Here is an 18350-nt window from a genome sequence, read left to right on the forward strand (position 1 = left end):
CGCGGGGTACCGGTTCCGCTACGCTCGGGGACGTGCCGGAGGAATTCTCGCTGGGCCTGACGGAGGTCACCGCCGCGGTGAGCCGCACGGGCCTCCCGGCGAACTGGCACCCGTTCGAGATCCGCAGCCCGGGCCACACGCTGGAGGAACACGACCGCGCCATGGCGGAGGCGTGGGAGTCACTGCGGGCGCGGGGGCTGGCGGGCCCGGAGAAGCTGGACATCGAGGTGGAGCAGACACTGAGGGCGTGGACGCAGCCGGAGGTGCTGATCATCGTCCGCGCGGCGGAGGTGACGGACGGCCGCCAGGTGTTCTACCGAGCAACAATCGGCCACGGCTTGGGCGTCTACTCGGAGCTGCTGCCGGACGCGATCAACTTCGTCCGGATCCGCCCGGACCACCTGGTCGACGCCCTGGTCGGCATCCTCCCCCGCTACGGACCGCTGCCGGTGGCCCCGGTGACGTCGACGCAGGGCCCGAGCCGGAAGCCGGACACGGAGGCGTTGAGGGCGTACGCCCAGTGGGCCACGCACCGCCACGGCACGTTCGAGCTGTCGACCCGACTGGGCCAGGGCAACCTGCGCCCGGCAGGAACGGTGACATTCGCGGACACCGACGGCGGACGGTATTTGACGTTCACAGAGCCACTGCCGGGCGGCGAGACCCGGATGAAGTTCGTCCCCTCGGACGGGGGACACCTGAGAGAGTGGCTGCACGAGCGCATCGAGGAGACAACCCACCGATGACCTGCATCCTCGCCCCGGCGTCCGGCCTACCCGTAGTGTTCAAGTCGTGACCCGAGTACGCCTTCGCGCCACCGTCCTCACCTTGGCGACGCTGACACTCGCGCTGAGCGCCTGCGACAGCAAGGTGGGAGGTACACCGCAAGCAGCGGGTACGCCGTCGAGCAGCGCCCCGACAACCGCACCGAGCGCCGCGACGGGCGACAACCCGTTCGCGGGCATGAACCCGTGCACCGTCATCGACCAGGTCATGGCGGGCGAAGGCTTCCCGGCGGCCACGCCGGGAACCGTGGACAGCGCGCGAAGCTGCGCCTCGAACAAGCCGGGCGACGCCAACGTCGGCGTAGCGCTCCAGGACAACGCCGGCTACGACCAGAACATCCCGGACCCGTCGAAGGCATCGACGGGCCACGTCGGAAAACGGAACGCGATCATCGAACGCGAGGGCATCGGCGCCGTGGGCCAGTGCACCATCTCCATCGAGGTCAAGCCGAACTCGCGGGCCCTCGTTTCCGTTTCGGGCAACGGCACGACGCAGGAGGCATGCGATCGGGTGACCGCGATCGCGATCAAGGTCGAGAAACTGCTGCCCGCCGGCTGAGCCAACGGAGGAGTGACATACGTCCGGCTGTCGCCTCTGCCACTGACCGCCAGTCACTACTACAGTAGGAGCCGGGCACCGAGAGTACTGCTCGACGGGAGGGGACCTGACGTGAGCTCGGACGCGAGTTTCAGTGACCAGCCGATCGCCGCACCCGCTTCGGGTGACGCAGGGTCGAACTTCCTCTCAGGACTCCTCAACACCCCCACCGATCCGGAGGGGGCGAAGCGCCTTAACGAAGGCGCCCAAGGGCTCAAGAACCTGGCCTTGAACGGCGGCTTCGCCATCAACCAGGCCGGGCTCGACAAGTACACGAAGGTCTGCGACGAATTCATCGACGGTTACCGCGGCATCGAATACGAGCTCGAGGTGCTGGCCTGGAAACCGCGGATGGGATCGAGCGACTACGCAGACCAAGTAGCCCAGTTCAACGTGAAGGTCGCCGCGGGCGACGAGCAGTCCCTCGTCCCGAACCTGGAACTGCTCATCAAAGGTTTCCAGCAGGTCAAAGAGGCTTTGGCGATCGCTCGTAAGAACTACCGCGAGACCGAGGACGCCCACGCCCAGACGTTCGCCAAACTGCGCGGGAGCGAGTGACGATGGCCCAGGAGCACGCCGGACATCGGCAGTACGAAGGTGACTTCTACGCCGAGACGCAGCAGAAACTCCAGCAGAACGTCCACCGTTTCGGAGCCGAGGACCAGGGCGACGCGCGCGAAGGCGTGACGCCGCAAACCCAGAACCAGGCTGCGCAGTACTCGGTCGAGCAGGGCAAGGTTCTCCTGCACAACCAGGCCACCCGCGGCGACGCACCCGCCCCGGGGCAGAACTACCCCGCCAGCACCCACGAAGACCTGTACAACATGGTCCACCAGAACATGGACCCGAAGGACCTCGACGACCGGGGACGGCTGGCCAACCGGATCGGCAACTGGCTCGCCGACGTCTCCGACGCCGCGAACGATGCCGTCAACTCGAGCGAGATCCAGTGGCAGGGTTCCGGTGCCGCGCAGGCGCACGGGTTCTTCCAGAACACCGCCAGCTACACCGCCGAAACGGCGAACGCTGCCCAGCTCAGCTCCAACCGCTACTCGCAGCAAGCGGCCGCTGCTGACCACGCGCAGAAGAACATGCCCGAACCCACCGGGTTCAACCAGCAGGCCGAAATCAACAAGGCCACCCAGCAGTACCAGTCCGGTGACCTCATCGGCGCAACGCAGACGATGAACAACGTCGCCGCCAAGCAGCAGCAGGCCGATGCCGCTCATCAGCAGGCCGTCCAGGTGCTCCAGAACCTCGACTCCACCTACCACGAAACCGCCAGCACCCAGCCCACCTACACCCCGCCTCCCCAGCTCGGCCAGGGGGACTCCACCTCCGTCAGCGGCTTCCACGGCACCAGCAGCACCAGCTTCACCGGCACCCCCACCATCGGCGGCACCGGACCCGGCCCCGGCGGCACCACCGGCACCTTCGTCCCCGGCGGAACAGGCCCAGGAGGGACACCGGGAGGACCGGGGCCCCTGCCAGGAACCACCCCGCCACCCACCTACGTCCCCCCAGGCACCACCAGCGGCACCGGGACCTTCAGCGGCAACACCAACTTCCGCGCCACCCCCGCCGCGAGCACCTTCGGCCGCGTGACGCCCGACGGGCTCGCCCTGCCCGGGACCACGACCGGCGGCAGCAACACCGCCGGCGGTGACATCACCCGCGGGAAAGGCGTCGGCCGGGCCGGTACCGGGTTCGCCGGGTCGCGGGTCTCCGGTAGTGCCGGCACCGCACCCAAGGAAGCCGAGGGCGGGAAGACCGGCGGCAAGACCGGCGGCGAACGGCTCGAACGCGGGGCGACCGCCGCCGCGGCTGCCAAAGGCAAAGGCACCGCTCCCGGTGCCGCCACCGCCGCCGGGAAAAAGAAAGAAGACGACAAAGAACACAAGAACAAGTACGCCGTCGACGAAGGGGTCTTCGAGCTCAAGGCCGAACGTGGGCCTGATGGCGAAAAGGTCGTCAAGCCGACCATCGGGGAGACCACCTAAGGGACAGACCCGAGGAGAACCCGGAAAAGCCCGGCTACATTGGTGGCATGCGCTTCTTCATCGTCGACGCCTTCACCGATCGCGCCTTCGCCGGGAACTCCGCCGGGGTCGTCCTGCTGGACGAGCCCGCCGACGAGACCTGGATGCAGTCCGTCGCCGCCGAGATGAAGCACGCCGAGACCGCTTTCTTCGTCACCACGACGAAGTCGCTTCGGTGGTTCACCCCCGCCGTCGAGGTTGCCCTCTGTGGGCACGCCACCCTCGCCGTCACGCACGTCCTCGGTGGCGAACAGACCTACGCCACCAAGAGCGGGGAACTGCGGGCCAAAGCCGAAAACGGCTGGGTCGAGCTGGACTTCCCCTCCGACCCACCACAGCCGGCCGATGACGACCTGTCCGGGATCCTGCCCGGCGTCGAGATCGAGTACACCGGCCGTGGCGTCGAAAACCTCTTCGCGGTCCTGAAAGACGCCGAAACGGTCCGACACCTCGAACCCGACCTCGCCAAGCTCAAGCACACCTGGACCGGACGGCTGCTGGTCACCGCGCAAGGCGACAAAACAGACTACGTCAGCCGCTTCTTCGCCCCCGGCGTCGGCATCGACGAAGACCCCGTCACCGGCTCCGCGCACTGCATCCTGTCGCCCTACTGGTCCGAACGGCTCGATCGGAAAGAACTCACCGGTGAGCAGGCATCCAGCCGCGGCGGGATCGTCCGGACCCGGCAAGACGGCGACCGCGTGCACCTCGCCGGCCAGGCCGTCACCGTCCTGAGCGGGGAGCTGCACGTCTGATGCGCACCCTGCTGAACATCATCTGGCTCGTCCTGTGCGGCTTCTGGATGGCCGTCGGCTACCTCTTCGCCGGCGTCATCTGCTGCCTGCTGATCGTCACCATCCCGTTCGGGCTGGCGTCGTTCCGGATCGCGCAGTACGCGTTCTGGCCGTTCGGGCGCACCGTCGTCGACCGGCGGGACGCGGGCGTCGCCTCCTGCCTCGGCAACGTCGTCTGGTTCGTCTTCGCCGGGTGGTGGCTCGCCCTCGGGCACGTCGTCACCGGCGTCCTGCTGTGCCTGACCGTCGTCGGCATCCCGCTCGGCGTGGCCAACTTCAAGATGATCCCCGTGTCGCTGGTGCCGCTCGGCAAGGAGATCGTCGAGATCGCCTAGGACTCCGGCTCGTAGGGCAGCTCGACGACCAGGCACGGCCCGCCCACGAACAACCCGCCGTCGACACCCAGTGCCTTGCCGCCCGCGTAGAGGAACGGGCCCTCGATCTGCGTCGGGTGGATCCCCAGCTGGTCGGCGATGACGCTGTGCCCGTGCACGATCCGCGACCCGCCGAGCTCGTCCATCAGCTTCTGCGCGTTTTCCTCGCCGTCCGGGCCGCGGAAGGCGTACCGCGTCGTCATCCGGCGCCACACGTCCCACCACGCCTCGATGTCGCTGCCCTCGAGGATCTCGCGAGCCGCCTCGTTGATCTCGTCGACCGACGAGCCCCAGTCGAGGTACTCCAGCGTGTCCGAGTGCAGCAGCAGGTGGTCGGCGGCGACGGCGGCCAGCGGGCGCGCGGTCAGCCACTCGATGTGCTCCGGGGTCAGGCGGTCCTGGTCCGACAGCAGGCCGCCGTTGATCTCCCAGCTGCGGGCGAAGCTGCGCGGGCCGAAGTCGGACGGCACCGGCTCGTCGCCGAAGTGGTACATCCCCAGCGCGAGGATCTCGTGGTTGCCCAGCAGCGTCTGTACCTGGCCGCCGGCCTCGGCCGCCTGCCCTTCCAGGCGCATGACCAGGTCGATCGCGCCGACGCCGTCCGGGCCGCGGTCGACGAAGTCGCCCAGGAACCACAGCTGGTCCTCACCGCCGGACCAGTTGTCCTCCTCGTCGACCAGGCCTTCGGATCTCAGCGCGTCGGCGAGTTCGTCACGGTGCCCGTGGACGTCGCCGACCACGTACGTCGACTTGCTCATCCGGTGACGATAAGCCCTGCTTCCGCCCGGCCCGCGCTCAGCCTTCGCCGAACGGGTCCAGGGTCCGCCCGATCAGGTCAGCGATCGAGTCGATCACCAGTGTGGGCCGGTACGGATAGCGTTCGGCCGACTCCCGGGTGGAGATGCCGGTGAGCACCAGGATGGTCTGCAGCCCGGCCTCGATGCCCGAGTGCACGTCGGTGTCCATCCGGTCGCCGATCATCAGCGTCGACTCCGAGTGCGCGCCGATCCGGCGCAGCGCCGAGCGCATCATCAGCGGGTTCGGCTTGCCGACGTAGTACGGCGACCGGCCGGTGGCCCGCTCGATCAGGGCCGCGACGGACCCGGTGGCGGGCATCGAGCCCTCCAGGCTGGGGCCGGTCGCGTCGGGGTTCGTCGCGATGAACTTCGCGCCGCCCTCGATCAGCCGGATCGCGCGCGTGATCGCGCTGAAGCTGTACGTGCGCGTCTCGCCCAGCACGACGTAGTCGGGGTCGCGCTCGGTCAGCACGTAGCCGACCTCGTGCAGCGCCGTCGTCAGGCCCGCTTCGCCGATGACGTACGCCGAGCCGTTCGGCCGCTGCGACGAGAGGAACTTCGCGGTCGCCAGCGCCGAGGTCCAGATCGACTCCTCGGGGATGTCGAGGCCGGTGCGCTCCAGGCGGGCCCGCAGGTCGCGCGGGGTGTAGATCGAGTTGTTCGTCAGCACCAGGAAGTCGATGCCGTTCGCCTTCAGCTCGGCGAGGAACTCGTCGGCCCCCGGGACGAGGTGCTCCTCCTTCACCAGGACGCCGTCCATGTCGGAGAGGTACGTCCACCGGCGTTCGCTCATGGTGCGGAACCTATCACGCACGCGGGACACCTGCGGGCCACGCCGAAAACGGGTACCGTTGGAATTGCCGGTAGCGCGCGGGGAGTCGCGTTGCCGGTCACCGAGGGGGTTCGGGGGAATACTTTTCGACGTCGACGGCGTGCGCGCCGCCGCGCAATTCTTCCTGCCCCCGCACCGAAGGGGGAAACAAATGACCGAAATCATCGAGCGCCCGGCGGCCGCCGGGCCGATCACCGCGCCGAACTGGGGGCTCACCAAGTTCCTCGACCCGCTGCGCATTCCGCCGGTGCTCCGGCCCCGCGGCCGGGACACGATCACCATTCCGATGGTGGCGCAGCGGCAGAAGCTCCACTCGGAATTGCCCGAAAGTACGCTGTGGACGTACGCCGGGCATTTCCCGGGTCCGACGATCGAAGTGCGCAGCGGCAAGCAGCTGCGGATTTCGTGGTCGAACGAAATCGACGGCGAGTTCCCGCTGGTGGCCGTTCAGGGGCCGATCACCGACGGGCCCACGAGCCGGCCGGGCCGCGACCTGGACCGGCCGGGCTACTCGATCATCGAAGGCGTTGCCGACCTGCCGTCGTGGACGGTCGTCCACCTCCACGGCGCCCGCACCAACGCCGGCAACGACGGCTGGGCGCACAACGCGGGCCTGAAGGGGACGTCGCAGCTGGCCGAGTACCAGAACCAGCAGCAGGCGATGCCGCTCTGGTACCACGACCACGCCATGGCGATCACCCGCTTCAACGTCCACACGGGTCTGGCGGGCCTGTACCTGGTCCGCGACGACGAGGAGGACGCGCTCCGCCTGCCGCACGGCGACCACGAGATCCCGCTGATCATCACCGACCGGAACCTCGACACCGACCCGGCGACCCAGGAACTCACCGGGCAGCTGCTGTTCAAGGTCCCGGCCCTGCCGAACGGCACGCTGATCCCGTTCTCCGGACCGTTCAACCTGGTCAACGGCGTGATCTGGCCGCACCTCGACGTCGATGCCCGGTGGTACCGCTTCCGGCTGCTCAACGCGGCGAACTCACGGTTCTACACGCTCAACCTGGTCGACGAGAACAACGTGCCGGTCAACGACGCCGTCCGCCTGATCGGCACCGACGGCGGCCTGCTGCCCGCGCCCGCCGAGCTGCCGCAGGGCGGCCTGACCGTCGCCCCGGCCGAGCGGTTCGACGTGCTGATCGACTTCAGCCGCTTCAAGGGCCGGAAGCTGAAGCTGCGCAACGCCGACCCGCAGCTGGGCGCCGTCGAGCCGGACCTCATGGAGTTCCGGGTGGACGGCCGCGCGAAGCACGACCCGTTCACGCTCCCGGCGAAGCTGTCGACGTCGTACGTCCGCCTGCAGCACGGCACGACGCTGCCGGAGGACCACGACCACGTCTGGGTCGCGCTGCTGCTCAACGCCGAGGGCCACCCGGAGATGTGGGACCTCCAGGAGGTCGAGGCGGACCCGGGCGGCCCGGGGATCGTCCAGCTCCAGGACCCGAACGGCGGGCTGAAGACGTTCCGGCTGAACGGGCGGCTCTTCGACGACACCACCGGGATCTTCATCGACCACGACCGGTGGGCGGTGTGGAACCTGGTGCACGTGGCCAATGGCGGCCCCGCGCACCCGATCCACATCCACCTGACGGAGTTCCAGGCGCTGTTCCGGCGCAGCTTCACCACGACGTTCGACCAGGCCACCGAGCGGACGACGACGCCGATCGCCGGCTTCACCGACATCCCGCTGGAGAAGTACGAGGAGGGCTGGAAGGACACGATCATCGTGCGGCCCGGCCAGTGGGTGAGCGTCGCCGGCCAGTTCGGCGGTGGCACCGGCGAGTTCATGTTCCACTGCCACATCCTCGACCACGAGGACGAGGGCATGATGCGGCCGTTCGTCGTGCACCCGCCCGAGGTGGCGAAGTTCCACGTCCACCCGGGCGGCGGCCACCACCACGACGCCGCCCGATCCGCCGGTCGTGAGTGGTAAGGCGAGTTCTAACTCGCCTTACCACTCACGAGGCCGCGGCAGGGTGGATGGCCACGGTTGCGGCCTTCACCGACAGCGTTACCGCCGAGCCGGGCTCCAGCGCGAGCTCGGCGACGGCGGCCGGGGTGAGGTCGGCGGTCAGGCCGTGGGCCCAGCCGTCGCCCTCGGCCCGGACGCGGATCACCGGCCCGTGCGGTTCCAGGGCCGCGACGACGGCGTCGGCGGTGTTGCGCGGGCTGCCGCGGTGCTCGCCGTCGTGCGGGTAGACGGCGACGGCGTTCGGGGGGAACACCGCCACCGCGGGTTCGCCCGGAACGACGTCGTCCGCCGGGAGGCCGCTGACCACCTCGCCGGACGCCGTCCGCAGGCCTTCCGGGACCGCCGTGCCGGCGACGAGGTTGAGCCCGGCGATCCGCGCGGTGAACGCCGTCCGCGGTGCCGAAAGCACCTCACGGGTGGGGCCGCGTTCGACGATGCGGCCGTCGTTCATCACCGCGACGTGGTCAGCGAGTGCGAGCGCGTCCAGCGGGTCGTGCGTGACGAGCACGGTCGTCGGCCCGGTCTTCAGCACCCGCCGCAGCAGGCCGCGGATCGCCGGCGCCGCGTCGACGTCCAAGGCGGCGAACGGCTCGTCGAGCAGCAGCAGGTCCGGTTCGGCGGCCAGCGCCCTGGCGATCGCGACGCGCTGGGCCTGCCCACCCGACAGCTGGCCCGGCCGCCGTCCGGCCAGCGGGACGGCGTCCACCTCGGCCAGCCAGTAGAAGGCGCGCTCCCGGGCGGCGCGGCGGCCGGCGCCGGTCGAGCGCGGCGCGAAGGCGACGTTGTCCGCCGCCGAGAGGTGCGGGAAGAGCAGCGCGTCCTGGGAGAGCAGCCCGATCCCGCGGCGGTGCGGCGGCACGCCGGCCAGCGCGCGGCCGGACACCGTGATCTCCGCCGACGCCGGCGTGATCAGCCCGGCGAGGCAGCCGAGCACCGTCGACTTGCCCGAGCCGTTCGGGCCGAGCAGCGCGAGCACGTGCCCGGACGGCACGTCGAGGTCGACGTCCAGGTCGAACGAGCCGCGGACGGCGGTGATCCGGGCGGTCAGGCTCACCGAAGGCCGCCTTCCCACGAGCGCGGCCGCGCCACGGCGATCACGACGACCGCCACGACGATGAGCAGCAGGGACAGCGCGACGGCGCTGTCGATGTCCACCTCGGCCTGCGTGTAGACCTCGAGCGGCAGGGTGCGGGTGACGTCTTCGAGGCTGCCGGCGAAGGTGATCGTCGCGCCGAATTCGCCCAGCGCGCGGGCGAAGCTGAGCACGACACCGGAGCCCAGCGCGGGCAGCAGGAGCGGGAGCGTGACCCGGCGGAAGACGGTCCACGGGCGCGCGCCGAGCGTCGCGGCGACCTGTTCGTACCGGTCGCCGGACCCGCGCAGCGCGCCTTCGAGGCTGACGACGAGGAACGGCATCGCGACGAACGTCTGCGCGATGACGACGGCGGTCGTGGTGAACGGGACGGACTCCCCGGTCAGCGTGGTGATCAGCATGCCGAGGAAGCCCTTGCGGCCGAGCAGGTAGAGCAGCGCGAGCCCGCCGACGACCGGCGGGAGCACCAGCGGCAGCAGCACGACCGAGCGCAGCAGCCGGACGCCCCGGAACCGGGCCCTGGCGAGCACGACGGCCAGCGGCACGCCGAGCAGCACGCAGGCCAGGGTGGACAACGCGGCCGTGAGGAGCGACAGCCGCAGCGCGTGCCACGACGACGGCGTGACGATCAGCGACGGCAGCCGCGTCAGGTTCGAACGCACCAGCAGGCCGACGACCGGCAGCACGACGAGGGCCAGCGCAAGCGTGGCCGGGACGGCGAGCACCCACGGAACGCGCGAACGGCCGGCCGGGACGGATCCCGGCCGGCCGTCGGCGGACCGCTTACTGCGCAGGGCCGAACCCGACCTTGCTCAGCTCGGTCTTGCCCTCGGTGCCGAGGACGAATTCGTCGAACTGCTTGGCCAGGTCGCTCTGGCCGCCCTTGACCACGGCGATCGGGTAGCTGTTGATCGCCTGGGCCGCCTCCGGGAAGTCGACCTTGTCGACCTTGCCCGCGGCCGACGTCGTGTCGGTGACGTAGACCAGGCCCGCGTCGGCGTCGCCGGAAGCGACCTTGTTCAGGACCTGCTTGACGTCCTGCTCTTCGCTCTTCGGCTTGAGCGTGACGCCGGTGGCCGTCTCCACCTTCTTGGCCGCCGAGCCGCACGGCACCTGCGGCGCGCAGGTGATCACGGTCAGGCCCGCCTTGTTCAGGTCCGCGAAGGACTTGATGCCCTTGGGGTTGCCCGGCGCCACGGCGATGGCGAGCTTGTTGGTCGCGAAGACCGTCGGCTGGCCGTCGATCACGCCACCCTGGACGGCCTTGTCCATGTTGGCCTGGTCGGCGGAGGCGAAGACGTCCGCCTTCGCGCCGTTGGCCAGCTGCTGGACCAGGCCGGACGAGCCCGCGAAGCTGAACTTCACGGTGGTGCCGGGGTGCTTGGCTTCGAACTCCTTGCCGAGCGCGGTGAACGACTCGGTGAGCGACGCGGCGGCGAACACGGTCAGCGTGCCGCCGCTACCGGCGTTCCCGGTCCCCTTGGGCGCGGGCGCGGTGACGGACGAGCCGCCGGTCTGCGTGCTGGGCTCGTCCGAGCTGCTGCACGCGCCCGCGAACAGGGCGACGGCAGCCACGGCGAGAGCGAGCTTCTTCATCTACTTCCTTCCGGTGTCTCCACCACGACAGTGGTCGCTTTGACCACCGCAACCGCGAGCACGCCGGGACGCAGGCCCAGCTCGCGGACGGCTTCGGTACTCATCAGGGACACCACGCGGTGTGCCCCGCACTGCAGTTCCACCTGCGCCATCACCTTGTCGGCGACGACCTCGGTGACCAGCCCCACGAACCTGTTGCGGGCGGACCGGCCGACCGCCGACGGGTCGTCGGGCGCGGCGGCCTGCGCCCGGGCGAACCCGGCCAGCTGGGCACCGTCGACGACCTTGCGGCCGGCGGCGTCGTCGGTCGCGGTCAGCTGCCCCGCGCGCACCCACCTCCGGACGGTGTCGTCGCTGACCCCGAGCAGGCGCGCGGCCTCGGACAACCGAAATTGCGGCATGCCGCAGACATTATCTCCGCAGTTGAGGAAAAGCTACGCGGGGCGCGAATTGTCCATGACTTCGGCGCGCAGCTGTTCGAGGATGACATTCTGATAACGCTCGATCGCTTTTCGCTCGGCCGGCGAGAACTGCGCGAGCGTGTCGCGGAGGGTGTCGAAGGCCGACTCGAAGAGCGGCGCGAAGCGCTCGGCCGCCCCCGGCACCACCTCGACCAGGACCTTGCGGCGGTCGTGCGGGTCGCGCACCCGGCGGACCAGCCCGACCTTCTCCAGCCGGTCGACGACCCCGGTGACCGCGCCGGTCGACAGGCCCGTCAGCTCGGCGATCCGGCCGGCGGTGAGCGGGCCGCCGGCCTGGATGACCAGGTCGAACGTCTTGTGGTCGGTGCCCGACAGGCCCATCCGCTCGGCGATCCTGGCGTGCCGCAGGACGGTGAACGTGCTGCCCGCGCGACCCAGTTCCGCGAACCGGAAGAGCTCCTCTTCCGTGACCGGGTAAGTCTTTTCCGTCACAAGCCCTCGTTAGTTCGGCCGCTGAACCACTCACTGCGCAAAGTATCCTAGAGAAGAGGCCGGTTCGCCCCTTCCGGAGCTACCCTGTGCGTAATGACGGCAGTGGATCTCGGGTTTCCTCGCGTCCCCGGCACACGAGGGTCATCTCGCGTGCCCAGGCCCGCGAACCCGCACCTCATCGACACCTTCGGCCGGGTGGCCACCGATCTGCGGGTTTCCCTGACGGACCGGTGCAACCTGCGCTGCACCTACTGCATGCCCGCCGAGGGCCTCGACTGGATGCCCGGCGAGCAAGTGCTGACCGACGACGAGCTGGTCCGGCTGATGCGGATCGCCGTCGAGCAGCTCGGGATCACCGACATCCGGCTCACCGGCGGGGAACCGCTGCTGCGGCCGGGCCTCGAGGACCTCGTCGGGCGGATCACGGCGTTGTCGCCGCGGCCGCGGTTGTCCATGACCACCAACGGGATCGGGCTCGCCAAGCGCGCCGCGGGTCTCGCGGCGGCGGGGCTGGACCGGATCAACGTGTCGCTCGACACGATCGACCCCGAGCTGTTCAAGACGATCACCCGGCGCGACCGGCTGTCCCACGTGCTCGCGGGCCTCGCGGCGGCGCGGGACGCCGGGATGGCGCCGGTGAAGGTCAACGCCGTGCTGATCCGCGGGCTCAACGAGACCGAAGCCGTGCCGCTGCTGAAGTTCTGCCTCGCCGAGGGCTACCACCTGCGGTTCATCGAGCAGATGCCGCTGGACGCCCAGCACGGCTGGAACCGCGGCGAGATGATCACCGCGGCGGAGATCCTCTCGATGTTGCAGGGTTCGTTCGAGCTGACGCCGTTCCCGGTGGCGCGAGGCGGCGCGCCGGCCGAGCGCTGGCTGGTCGACGGCGGCCCCGGCGACGTCGGCGTGATCGCGTCCGTGACGAGGCCGTTCTGCGCGGCCTGCGAGCGCACGCGCCTGACGGCCGACGGCGCGGTGCGCTCCTGCCTGTTCAGCAACGACGAGACGGATCTGCGATCCCTCGTGCGCGCGGGCGCGCGCGATGAGGAGGTGGCGGACGCCTGGCGGGCGACGATGTGGGGCAAGCTCGCCGGCCACGAGATCAACGACGCCGGGTTCGCACAGCCGATCCGGCCGATGAGCGCGATCGGCGGTTGAGATGGGTCCCGTGACCATCGTGGTGCGGTACTTCGCGGCGGCTCGTGCCGCCGCGGGGTTGGAAGAGGAGAAGGTGCACCTGCCCGACGGGGCGACGGTGGCCGACGCGGTGGCCGAGCTGCGCCGCCGCCACCCGGAGGGCCTGCCGCGGATCCTGGACGCGGTCAGCTACCTGCTGGACGGCATCGCGGTCCGCGACCAGGGCAGGCTCCTGACGGACGGCGCGGAGCTGGACGTCCTCCCACCCTTCGCCGGCGGCTGACCCCTCCCGCCGCGGACGACTCGCGCACCCAGACGGCCAACACGCGTATCCGGATGGCCGACACACGTATCCAGATGGCCGACACACGTACCTGAGCGGACGACACGCTGCCGAGGTCGAGCCTTGCCGTGTCGTCCGCCCGAGTACGCGTGTCGTCCTCCTGGGTACGCGTGCCGTCCAAGCTGGGGCGGGTGCCGCTTGGCGCGAGGGGTGGGGGTTCGTTCTTGCTGTATCTCCGCGACCGCTCGGGTACGGGGGCCGACCGCTCGGCGACGCGGGTTTCGGGCCCTCGGCGTGGCGCGTCACCAGTTCCGGGTGTTCGCGAGAAGCTGATCCCGGGCGGCCACCACCCGTCCGGTGACCCGTTTCACCTGGTCCGGCGCTCTGCACCGGTGCCGGCGAGCGAGGTCGTCGGTCGGCGCGGCTCCGAGCGTGGCCGCAAACCCCTCGAACAGGTGGGACTGCTGTTACTCCCGGGGCATCTGAGGCAGGATTGTCAAGTCTGGCGCCGCCCCCGCGGTGGTCATAAGATGCGCGGTCCAATCGCGATCCGGACGTCACGAATGGTCCATTCGCTACGCGAAACACGTGATGCAAGCCTCACGATCCGTGTTTTATCTCGGCCAGGAAACGGGCAGATAACGGCCGTCTGACCTGCGCAAATACGTCTATCGGTCGGGGTTGCGTGTCGTTACTGTGACGTAGGTCACGCCCCGAATAATTTCCGATCACGGCCATCGTTACGTACCGTCGCTTTTCGGTTGGCCCCGACCGACCGCGCAAGACCGGGAATCCGTAGCGCCTAGCCCTGTCCGACGGATCCCCGGACCCATACCCCGAGCGAAAGCATTTCCGGACAGGGACGAGGGGACGACGATGACGCGGCGTGCGTCGGACTCGTCTGCCGGCCTGAGACGGCCGGCGCAGGACCCCGATCCTGACCCTCACCACCGAGTCGTAGGCGCTGGGAAACCGAGATGCATTCAAATGTCTTACCGAGGCAAGCACCGCAAGATGTCCGCTGCCACCCGCACCGTCGCTCGCGTCGCCATCGCGGGCATCGCGGTCGGCGCGCCCCTCGCCATCGCCGCGACCCCCGCGTCGGCGACCAACTGGGACGCCATCGCGCAGTGTGAGAGCAGCGGCAACTGGAACACCAACACCGGCAACGGCTACTACGGCGGCCTGCAGTTCACGCAGAGCACGTGGAAGGCCTACGGCGGTTCCGGCAGCGCGGCGAACGCTTCCCGCGAGGAGCAGATCGCCGTGGCCGAGCGCGTCCTGCAGGGTCAGGGCATCGGCGCGTGGCCGGTCTGTGGCAAGAAGGGCGGCAGTGGTTCGTCGGCCCCGAAGGCCACCCACAAGACCACCACGAAGCAGTCGACCCCGAAGAAGACCACCACCGCCCCGAAGAAGGCGGCGGCTCCGGTGGCCCCGGCGGCGACCGGCGTGAGCAGCTCCAACCCGGCCGGTGACTACACCGTCGTGGCGGGCGACACGCTGTCCAAGATCGCCAAGCAGTTCAACGTCCAGGGCGGCTACCAGAAGCTGCAGGAGCTGAACGCGAAGTACATCCCGAACGCGGACCTGATCCTCGTCGGCCAGAAGATCGCCACCAAGTGACGATCACGCAGTGATGCGCGAGTCCGGCCTCGAGCCGTGACCTGAAAGGGCTCCCACCGCCGATCCCCCGGGCGGTGGGAGCCCTTCACGCGTTCCACGGCGAGGTGCGGCAGGTCGCGGCGCCGGGCACCCGCGGGCCGAGCTGGTGGCGCTGCGGGCCCGCTGGGCCGCGTCCAGCGCCGCCGAGCCGCACCGCGCCCCGCCAGCTGCGCCTCAGAGCCGCGGGGCACCCTGCCCGATCTCCGTCAGGGCGAGTTGACCCACTCGTCCGTGCCGTCGGTGAAGTGCTGGTGCTTCCACACCGGCAGGCGCGCCTTGACCTCGTCCACCAGCTCCGAGCACGCCGAGAACGCCTGGCCGCGGTGCTCCGCCGCCACCGCGCACGCCAGGGCCACGTCGCCGATCGTCAGCGCGCCCAAGCGGTGGCTCACCGCCACCGCCCGGACGCCCGTCCAGCGGGCCGACAGGTCCGCCACCACCTCCGCGATCACCTGGCCCGCGCTCGGGTGGCCCTCGTAGGTCAGGTCACGGACGCCCTTGCCGCCGTCGTGGTCGCGGACCACGCCCGAGAACGTCACCACCGCGCCCGCCGCGTCGTCCTCGACCAGGCGGGCGTGCTCCTCCACCGACAGCGGCTCCTCGGTCACCGCCGCCCGCGCGACCCGGACCGCCGGGGCCGGGCTGGCCGCACGCGGGTGGTCGCCGCCCGCCAGCTGGTCCACCGCGTGCTCCAGGATGCCCTCCAGGACGCCCAGACCGTCCCTGACGCCGCCGCTGGAGCCCGGGAGGTTCACCACCAGGGTCCGCCCCGCCACGCCCGCCACACCGCGCGACAGCACCGCCGTCGGCACCTTCGGCAGCCCCGCCGCGCGGATCGCGTCCGCCACGCCCGGCAGCTCGTGGTCGAGCACCGCGCGGGTCACGTCCGGGGTGCGGTCGGTCGGCGAGATGCCGGTGCCGCCCGTCGTCAGCACCACCGCGACGCCGTCGGCCAGCGCGGCACGCAGCGCCACGCCCACCGGGTCGCCGTCCTCGACGACGACCGGGGACGGCACGTCGTAGCCGCGGTCCGCCAGCCAGGCCGTGATCACCGGGCCGGTCTTGTCCTCGTAAACGCCCTTCGCGGCGCGGTTGGACGCCACGATCACACGCGCGGTGCGCTTCACGGCCGCTCCCACGTTCCGGTCTTGCCGCCGTCCTTGCGGAGCAGGCGGACCTCGTCCAGGGTCGCCGCCGGGTCGACGGCCTTGATCATGTCGTGCAGCGTCAGCCCGGCGACCGCCACCGCGGTCAGCGCCTCCATCTCGACGCCGGTGACGTCGGTCGTCTTCGCCGTCGCGCGGATGCCGACCTCGGCCTCGCCGAGGGTGAACTCGACCTTGACGCCGGACAGCGCGATCTGGTGACACAGCGGGATCAGCTCGGGCACCCGCTTGGCGCCCATGATCCCGGCGATCCGCGCGGTGGCGAGGGCATCGCCCTTCGGGAGGCCGTCGGTGGCCAGCAGCCGCAGCACCTCGGCGGTGGTCCGCACGGTGCCGGCGGCGAGCGCGGTGCGCGCGGAGGCGGTCTTCCCGGAGACGTCGACCATCCGGGCGGCGCCGGTTTCGTCGACGTGGCTGAGTTCACTCACCAGCCGAGGCTACTTCCGGCGCCCGGCCGGGCCGAGGCGGGCCGGGCGCCGAACCGCGACGGCAGCCCCGCCGAGGGCTCTCCCAGCGCGCCACCGGCAGCAGGCGCCCCTGCGTTCGAGGTACATCTGCCGCGCGGCCTCCGCGAGAAGCTCCTGGCGTCGTTCAGGACGGGCCGCCGGCTCAGCGCTCGGCGAGCACGGCCTTCCGGACCGCCTCCGCGACCGCCGGTGCCACCGCGCTGTCGAACACGCTCGGCACGATGAACGACGCGTTCAGCTTCCCGTTGTCCACCACGTCCGCGATCGCGTCGGCCGCCGCCAGGAGCATCGAGTCGTCGATGTTGTGGGCGTGGGCGTCCAGCAGCCCGCGGAACACGCCCGGGAACGCCAGGACGTTGTTGATCTGGTTCGGGAAGTCGCTGCGGCCCGTCGCCACCACCGCGGCGTGCTTCTGGGCCTCCAGCGGGTCGATCTCCGGGTCCGGGTTCGCCAGCGCGAACACCACCGCGTCGGACTTCATCGTCGCCACCTGCTCCGCGCCGAACAGGTTGGGGGCCGACACGCCGATGAACACGTCCGCGCCCGCCAGCGCCTCGTGCAGGGTGCCGCTGACCTGCTCCTTGTTCGTGTGCGACGCGATCCACGTCAGGTTGTCGTCGAGGTTGCCTCGTGCCGAGTGGACGATGCCGTCGATGTCGGCCGCCACGATGTCGCCCGGGTTCTTCTGCAGCAGCAGGCGGATGATCGCCGACCCCGCCGCGCCGACGCCGCTGACCACGATCTTGCAGTCCTCGATGTTCTTGCCCACCACGCGCAGGGCGTTGCGCAGCGCCGCGACCACCACGATCGCCGTGCCGTGCTGGTCGTCGTGGAACACCGGGATGTCCAGCTGCTCGCGCAGGCGCTTCTCGATCTCGAAGCAGCGCGGGGCGGCGATGTCCTCGAGGTTGATGCCCGCGTACACCGGGGCCAGCGCCTTCGCGATCATGATGATCTCTTCGGTGTCCTGGGTGTCCAGGCAGACCGGCCACGCGTCGACGTCGGCGAACTTCTTGAACAGCGCCGCCTTGCCCTCCATCACCGGCAGCGCCGCGGCCGGGCCGATGTTGCCGAGGCCGAGCACCGCGGAACCGTCCGTCAGCACCGCGACGGTGTTGCGCTTGATGGTCAGCCGGCGCGCGTCCTCGGGGTTGGCGGCGATCGCCTGGCAGACCCGGGCGACGCCCGGGGTGTACGCGCGGGAGAGGTCGTCACGGTTGCGGAGCGCGACCTTCGGGGTGACCTCGATCTTGCCGCCGAGGTGGATCAGGAACGTCCGGTCGGACACCTTGCGGACCCGGACGCCGGGCAGCGAGTCGAGCGTCTGCGTGATGTCGTTCGCGTGGTTCTCCGACAGCGCGTTGGCGCTGATGTCGACCACGATCGAGTCGGAGTGGGACTCGACGACGTCGAACGCGGTCAGCACGCCGCCGACCCGCCCGACGGCGGTGGTCAGGTCACCGGCCGCGCTGGACGAGGCCGGGGCCTCGACCCGGACGGTGATCGAATATCCGGGACCGGGAACCGGCATGGCACTTACCCCCGCATGGGAAAGGTGGGCTGGGACGGGAGGGAACCTACTCCCGTGACCGCCCTCACGAGGGCCCGATACCGGTACTGACCAGTAACAACCTCAGCGGTTGATCTCGGTCTCCGGGTGCACGTAGGGCACCGTGTCGAGGGGGAAGGTGATGTCGCCGAACGGCGACAGCGCGCCCTGGCGGTCGGACGCGAGCTCGGTCACCGGGTGCTCGCCGTCCTCGCCCGGCCAGGTCGGGTCGACGCCCTTGTGCTTCTTTTCGCCCTTGGCCACAACGTCCTCCACA

Annotated in this window: 21 protein-coding genes; 10 read left to right on the forward strand and 11 right to left on the reverse strand. The window is 70.3% G+C overall.

Annotated elements, in window-relative coordinates; genetic code table 11:
* Window positions 1-32: 32 nt before the first annotated feature.
* From OO60_RS15755 to OO60_RS15780, 6 genes are all read left to right on the forward strand, one after another.
* The gene (locus OO60_RS15755) at window positions 33-746 is read left to right on the forward strand and encodes an ESX secretion-associated protein EspG (protein ID WP_004560005.1); all 714 of its coding nucleotides are present in this window, start codon (window positions 33-35) and stop codon (window positions 744-746) included.
* Window positions 747-792: 46 nt separating this feature from the next.
* Window positions 793-1344, forward strand: a complete 552-nt coding sequence (locus tag OO60_RS45860; RefSeq protein WP_162146254.1) for a DUF3558 family protein — start codon at window positions 793-795, stop codon at window positions 1342-1344.
* A 111-nt stretch (window positions 1345-1455) separates the two neighbouring features.
* Window positions 1456-1941 (forward strand): hypothetical protein, encoded by a 486-nt coding sequence (locus tag OO60_RS15765; RefSeq protein WP_051767700.1) that lies wholly within the window; start codon window positions 1456-1458, stop codon window positions 1939-1941.
* A gap of 2 nt (window positions 1942-1943) precedes the next feature.
* Window positions 1944-3383, forward strand: coding sequence for a hypothetical protein (locus OO60_RS15770; protein WP_033261575.1), 1440 nt, complete (start codon window positions 1944-1946; stop codon window positions 3381-3383).
* Between the two features lie 47 nt (window positions 3384-3430).
* Window positions 3431-4177: a PhzF family phenazine biosynthesis protein gene (locus tag OO60_RS15775; protein WP_004560009.1), complete on the forward strand. Its 747-nt coding sequence runs from the start codon at window positions 3431-3433 to the stop codon at window positions 4175-4177.
* A complete protein-coding gene (locus OO60_RS15780) occupies window positions 4177-4551 on the forward strand; it encodes a YccF domain-containing protein (protein ID WP_004560010.1) in 375 nt (124 codons plus the stop codon). Before OO60_RS15775 ends, OO60_RS15780 begins: the two co-directional genes overlap by 1 nt.
* On the opposite strand, the gene OO60_RS15785 is transcribed toward OO60_RS15780, so the two are convergent.
* Together OO60_RS15785 and OO60_RS15790 are read right to left on the reverse strand one after the other, a co-directional pair.
* Window positions 4548-5348: a metallophosphoesterase family protein gene (locus OO60_RS15785; RefSeq protein WP_004560011.1), complete on the reverse strand. Its 801-nt coding sequence runs from the start codon at window positions 5346-5348 to the stop codon at window positions 4548-4550. The two genes, OO60_RS15780 and OO60_RS15785, sit on opposite strands and share 4 nt — an antisense overlap.
* A 37-nt stretch (window positions 5349-5385) precedes the next feature.
* Complete coding sequence (locus tag OO60_RS15790) at window positions 5386-6180, reverse strand: HAD-IIA family hydrolase (protein ID WP_033261576.1); 795 nt, start codon at window positions 6178-6180, stop codon at window positions 5386-5388.
* Between the two features lie 190 nt (window positions 6181-6370).
* Here OO60_RS15790 and OO60_RS15795 point away from each other — a divergent pair, with 190 nt between their 5' ends.
* A complete protein-coding gene (locus OO60_RS15795; RefSeq protein WP_033261577.1) occupies window positions 6371-8167 on the forward strand; it encodes a multicopper oxidase family protein in 1797 nt (598 codons plus the stop codon).
* 25 nt (window positions 8168-8192) lie between these two features.
* On the opposite strand, the gene OO60_RS15800 is transcribed toward OO60_RS15795, so the two are convergent.
* The 5 genes from OO60_RS15800 to OO60_RS15820 are packed head-to-tail and all read right to left on the reverse strand — an operon-like array spanning window position 8193 to window position 11809.
* A complete protein-coding gene (locus OO60_RS15800; protein ID WP_033261578.1) occupies window positions 8193-9260 on the reverse strand; it encodes a sulfate/molybdate ABC transporter ATP-binding protein in 1068 nt (355 codons plus the stop codon).
* Window positions 9257-10024, reverse strand: coding sequence for an ABC transporter permease (locus tag OO60_RS15805; RefSeq protein ID WP_004561882.1), 768 nt, complete (start codon window positions 10022-10024; stop codon window positions 9257-9259). Before OO60_RS15805 ends, OO60_RS15800 begins: the two co-directional genes overlap by 4 nt.
* Window positions 10025-10082: 58 nt before the next feature.
* Window positions 10083-10895: a molybdate ABC transporter substrate-binding protein gene (modA, locus tag OO60_RS15810; RefSeq protein WP_004561883.1), complete on the reverse strand. Its 813-nt coding sequence runs from the start codon at window positions 10893-10895 to the stop codon at window positions 10083-10085.
* On the reverse strand, window positions 10892-11296 hold the full coding sequence (locus OO60_RS15815) for a TOBE domain-containing protein (RefSeq protein WP_004561884.1): 405 nt from the start codon (window positions 11294-11296) through the stop codon (window positions 10892-10894). Before OO60_RS15815 ends, modA begins: the two co-directional genes overlap by 4 nt.
* Window positions 11297-11329: 33 nt before the next feature.
* Window positions 11330-11809: a MarR family winged helix-turn-helix transcriptional regulator gene (locus tag OO60_RS15820; protein WP_004561885.1), complete on the reverse strand. Its 480-nt coding sequence runs from the start codon at window positions 11807-11809 to the stop codon at window positions 11330-11332.
* Between the two features lie 150 nt (window positions 11810-11959).
* Here OO60_RS15820 and moaA point away from each other — a divergent pair, with 150 nt between their 5' ends.
* From moaA to OO60_RS48185, 3 genes are all read left to right on the forward strand, one after another.
* Complete coding sequence (gene moaA, locus OO60_RS15825; protein WP_004561886.1) at window positions 11960-12967, forward strand: GTP 3',8-cyclase MoaA; 1008 nt, start codon at window positions 11960-11962, stop codon at window positions 12965-12967.
* 1 nt (window position 12968) lies between these two features.
* The gene (locus OO60_RS15830; RefSeq protein WP_063749396.1) at window positions 12969-13229 is read left to right on the forward strand and encodes a MoaD/ThiS family protein; all 261 of its coding nucleotides are present in this window, start codon (window positions 12969-12971) and stop codon (window positions 13227-13229) included.
* Window positions 13230-14216: 987 nt separating this feature from the next.
* Window positions 14217-14852: a transglycosylase family protein gene (locus OO60_RS48185; protein WP_004561888.1), complete on the forward strand. Its 636-nt coding sequence runs from the start codon at window positions 14217-14219 to the stop codon at window positions 14850-14852.
* A gap of 245 nt (window positions 14853-15097) precedes the next feature.
* On the opposite strand, the gene OO60_RS15840 is transcribed toward OO60_RS48185, so the two are convergent.
* The 4 genes from OO60_RS15840 to OO60_RS15855 all read right to left on the reverse strand — a co-directional run bounded on the left by OO60_RS15840 (window position 15098) and on the right by OO60_RS15855 (window position 18337).
* The gene (locus tag OO60_RS15840; protein WP_033261722.1) at window positions 15098-16018 is read right to left on the reverse strand and encodes a molybdenum cofactor biosynthesis protein MoaE; all 921 of its coding nucleotides are present in this window, start codon (window positions 16016-16018) and stop codon (window positions 15098-15100) included.
* The gene (gene moaC / locus OO60_RS15845; RefSeq protein WP_063749397.1) at window positions 16015-16485 is read right to left on the reverse strand and encodes a cyclic pyranopterin monophosphate synthase MoaC; all 471 of its coding nucleotides are present in this window, start codon (window positions 16483-16485) and stop codon (window positions 16015-16017) included. The genes OO60_RS15840 and moaC overlap by 4 nt, the downstream gene beginning before the upstream one ends.
* Before the next feature lie 181 nt (window positions 16486-16666).
* The gene (locus OO60_RS15850; RefSeq protein WP_033261579.1) at window positions 16667-18055 is read right to left on the reverse strand and encodes an NAD-dependent malic enzyme; all 1389 of its coding nucleotides are present in this window, start codon (window positions 18053-18055) and stop codon (window positions 16667-16669) included.
* Window positions 18056-18157: 102 nt separating this feature from the next.
* Complete coding sequence (locus tag OO60_RS15855) at window positions 18158-18337, reverse strand: hypothetical protein (protein ID WP_033261580.1); 180 nt, start codon at window positions 18335-18337, stop codon at window positions 18158-18160.
* Window positions 18338-18350: the final 13 nt, after the last annotated feature.

The sequence above is a fragment of the Amycolatopsis vancoresmycina genome (genome assembly GCF_000716785.1).
Taxonomy (GTDB): Bacteria; Actinomycetota; Actinomycetes; order Mycobacteriales; family Pseudonocardiaceae; genus Amycolatopsis; species Amycolatopsis vancoresmycina.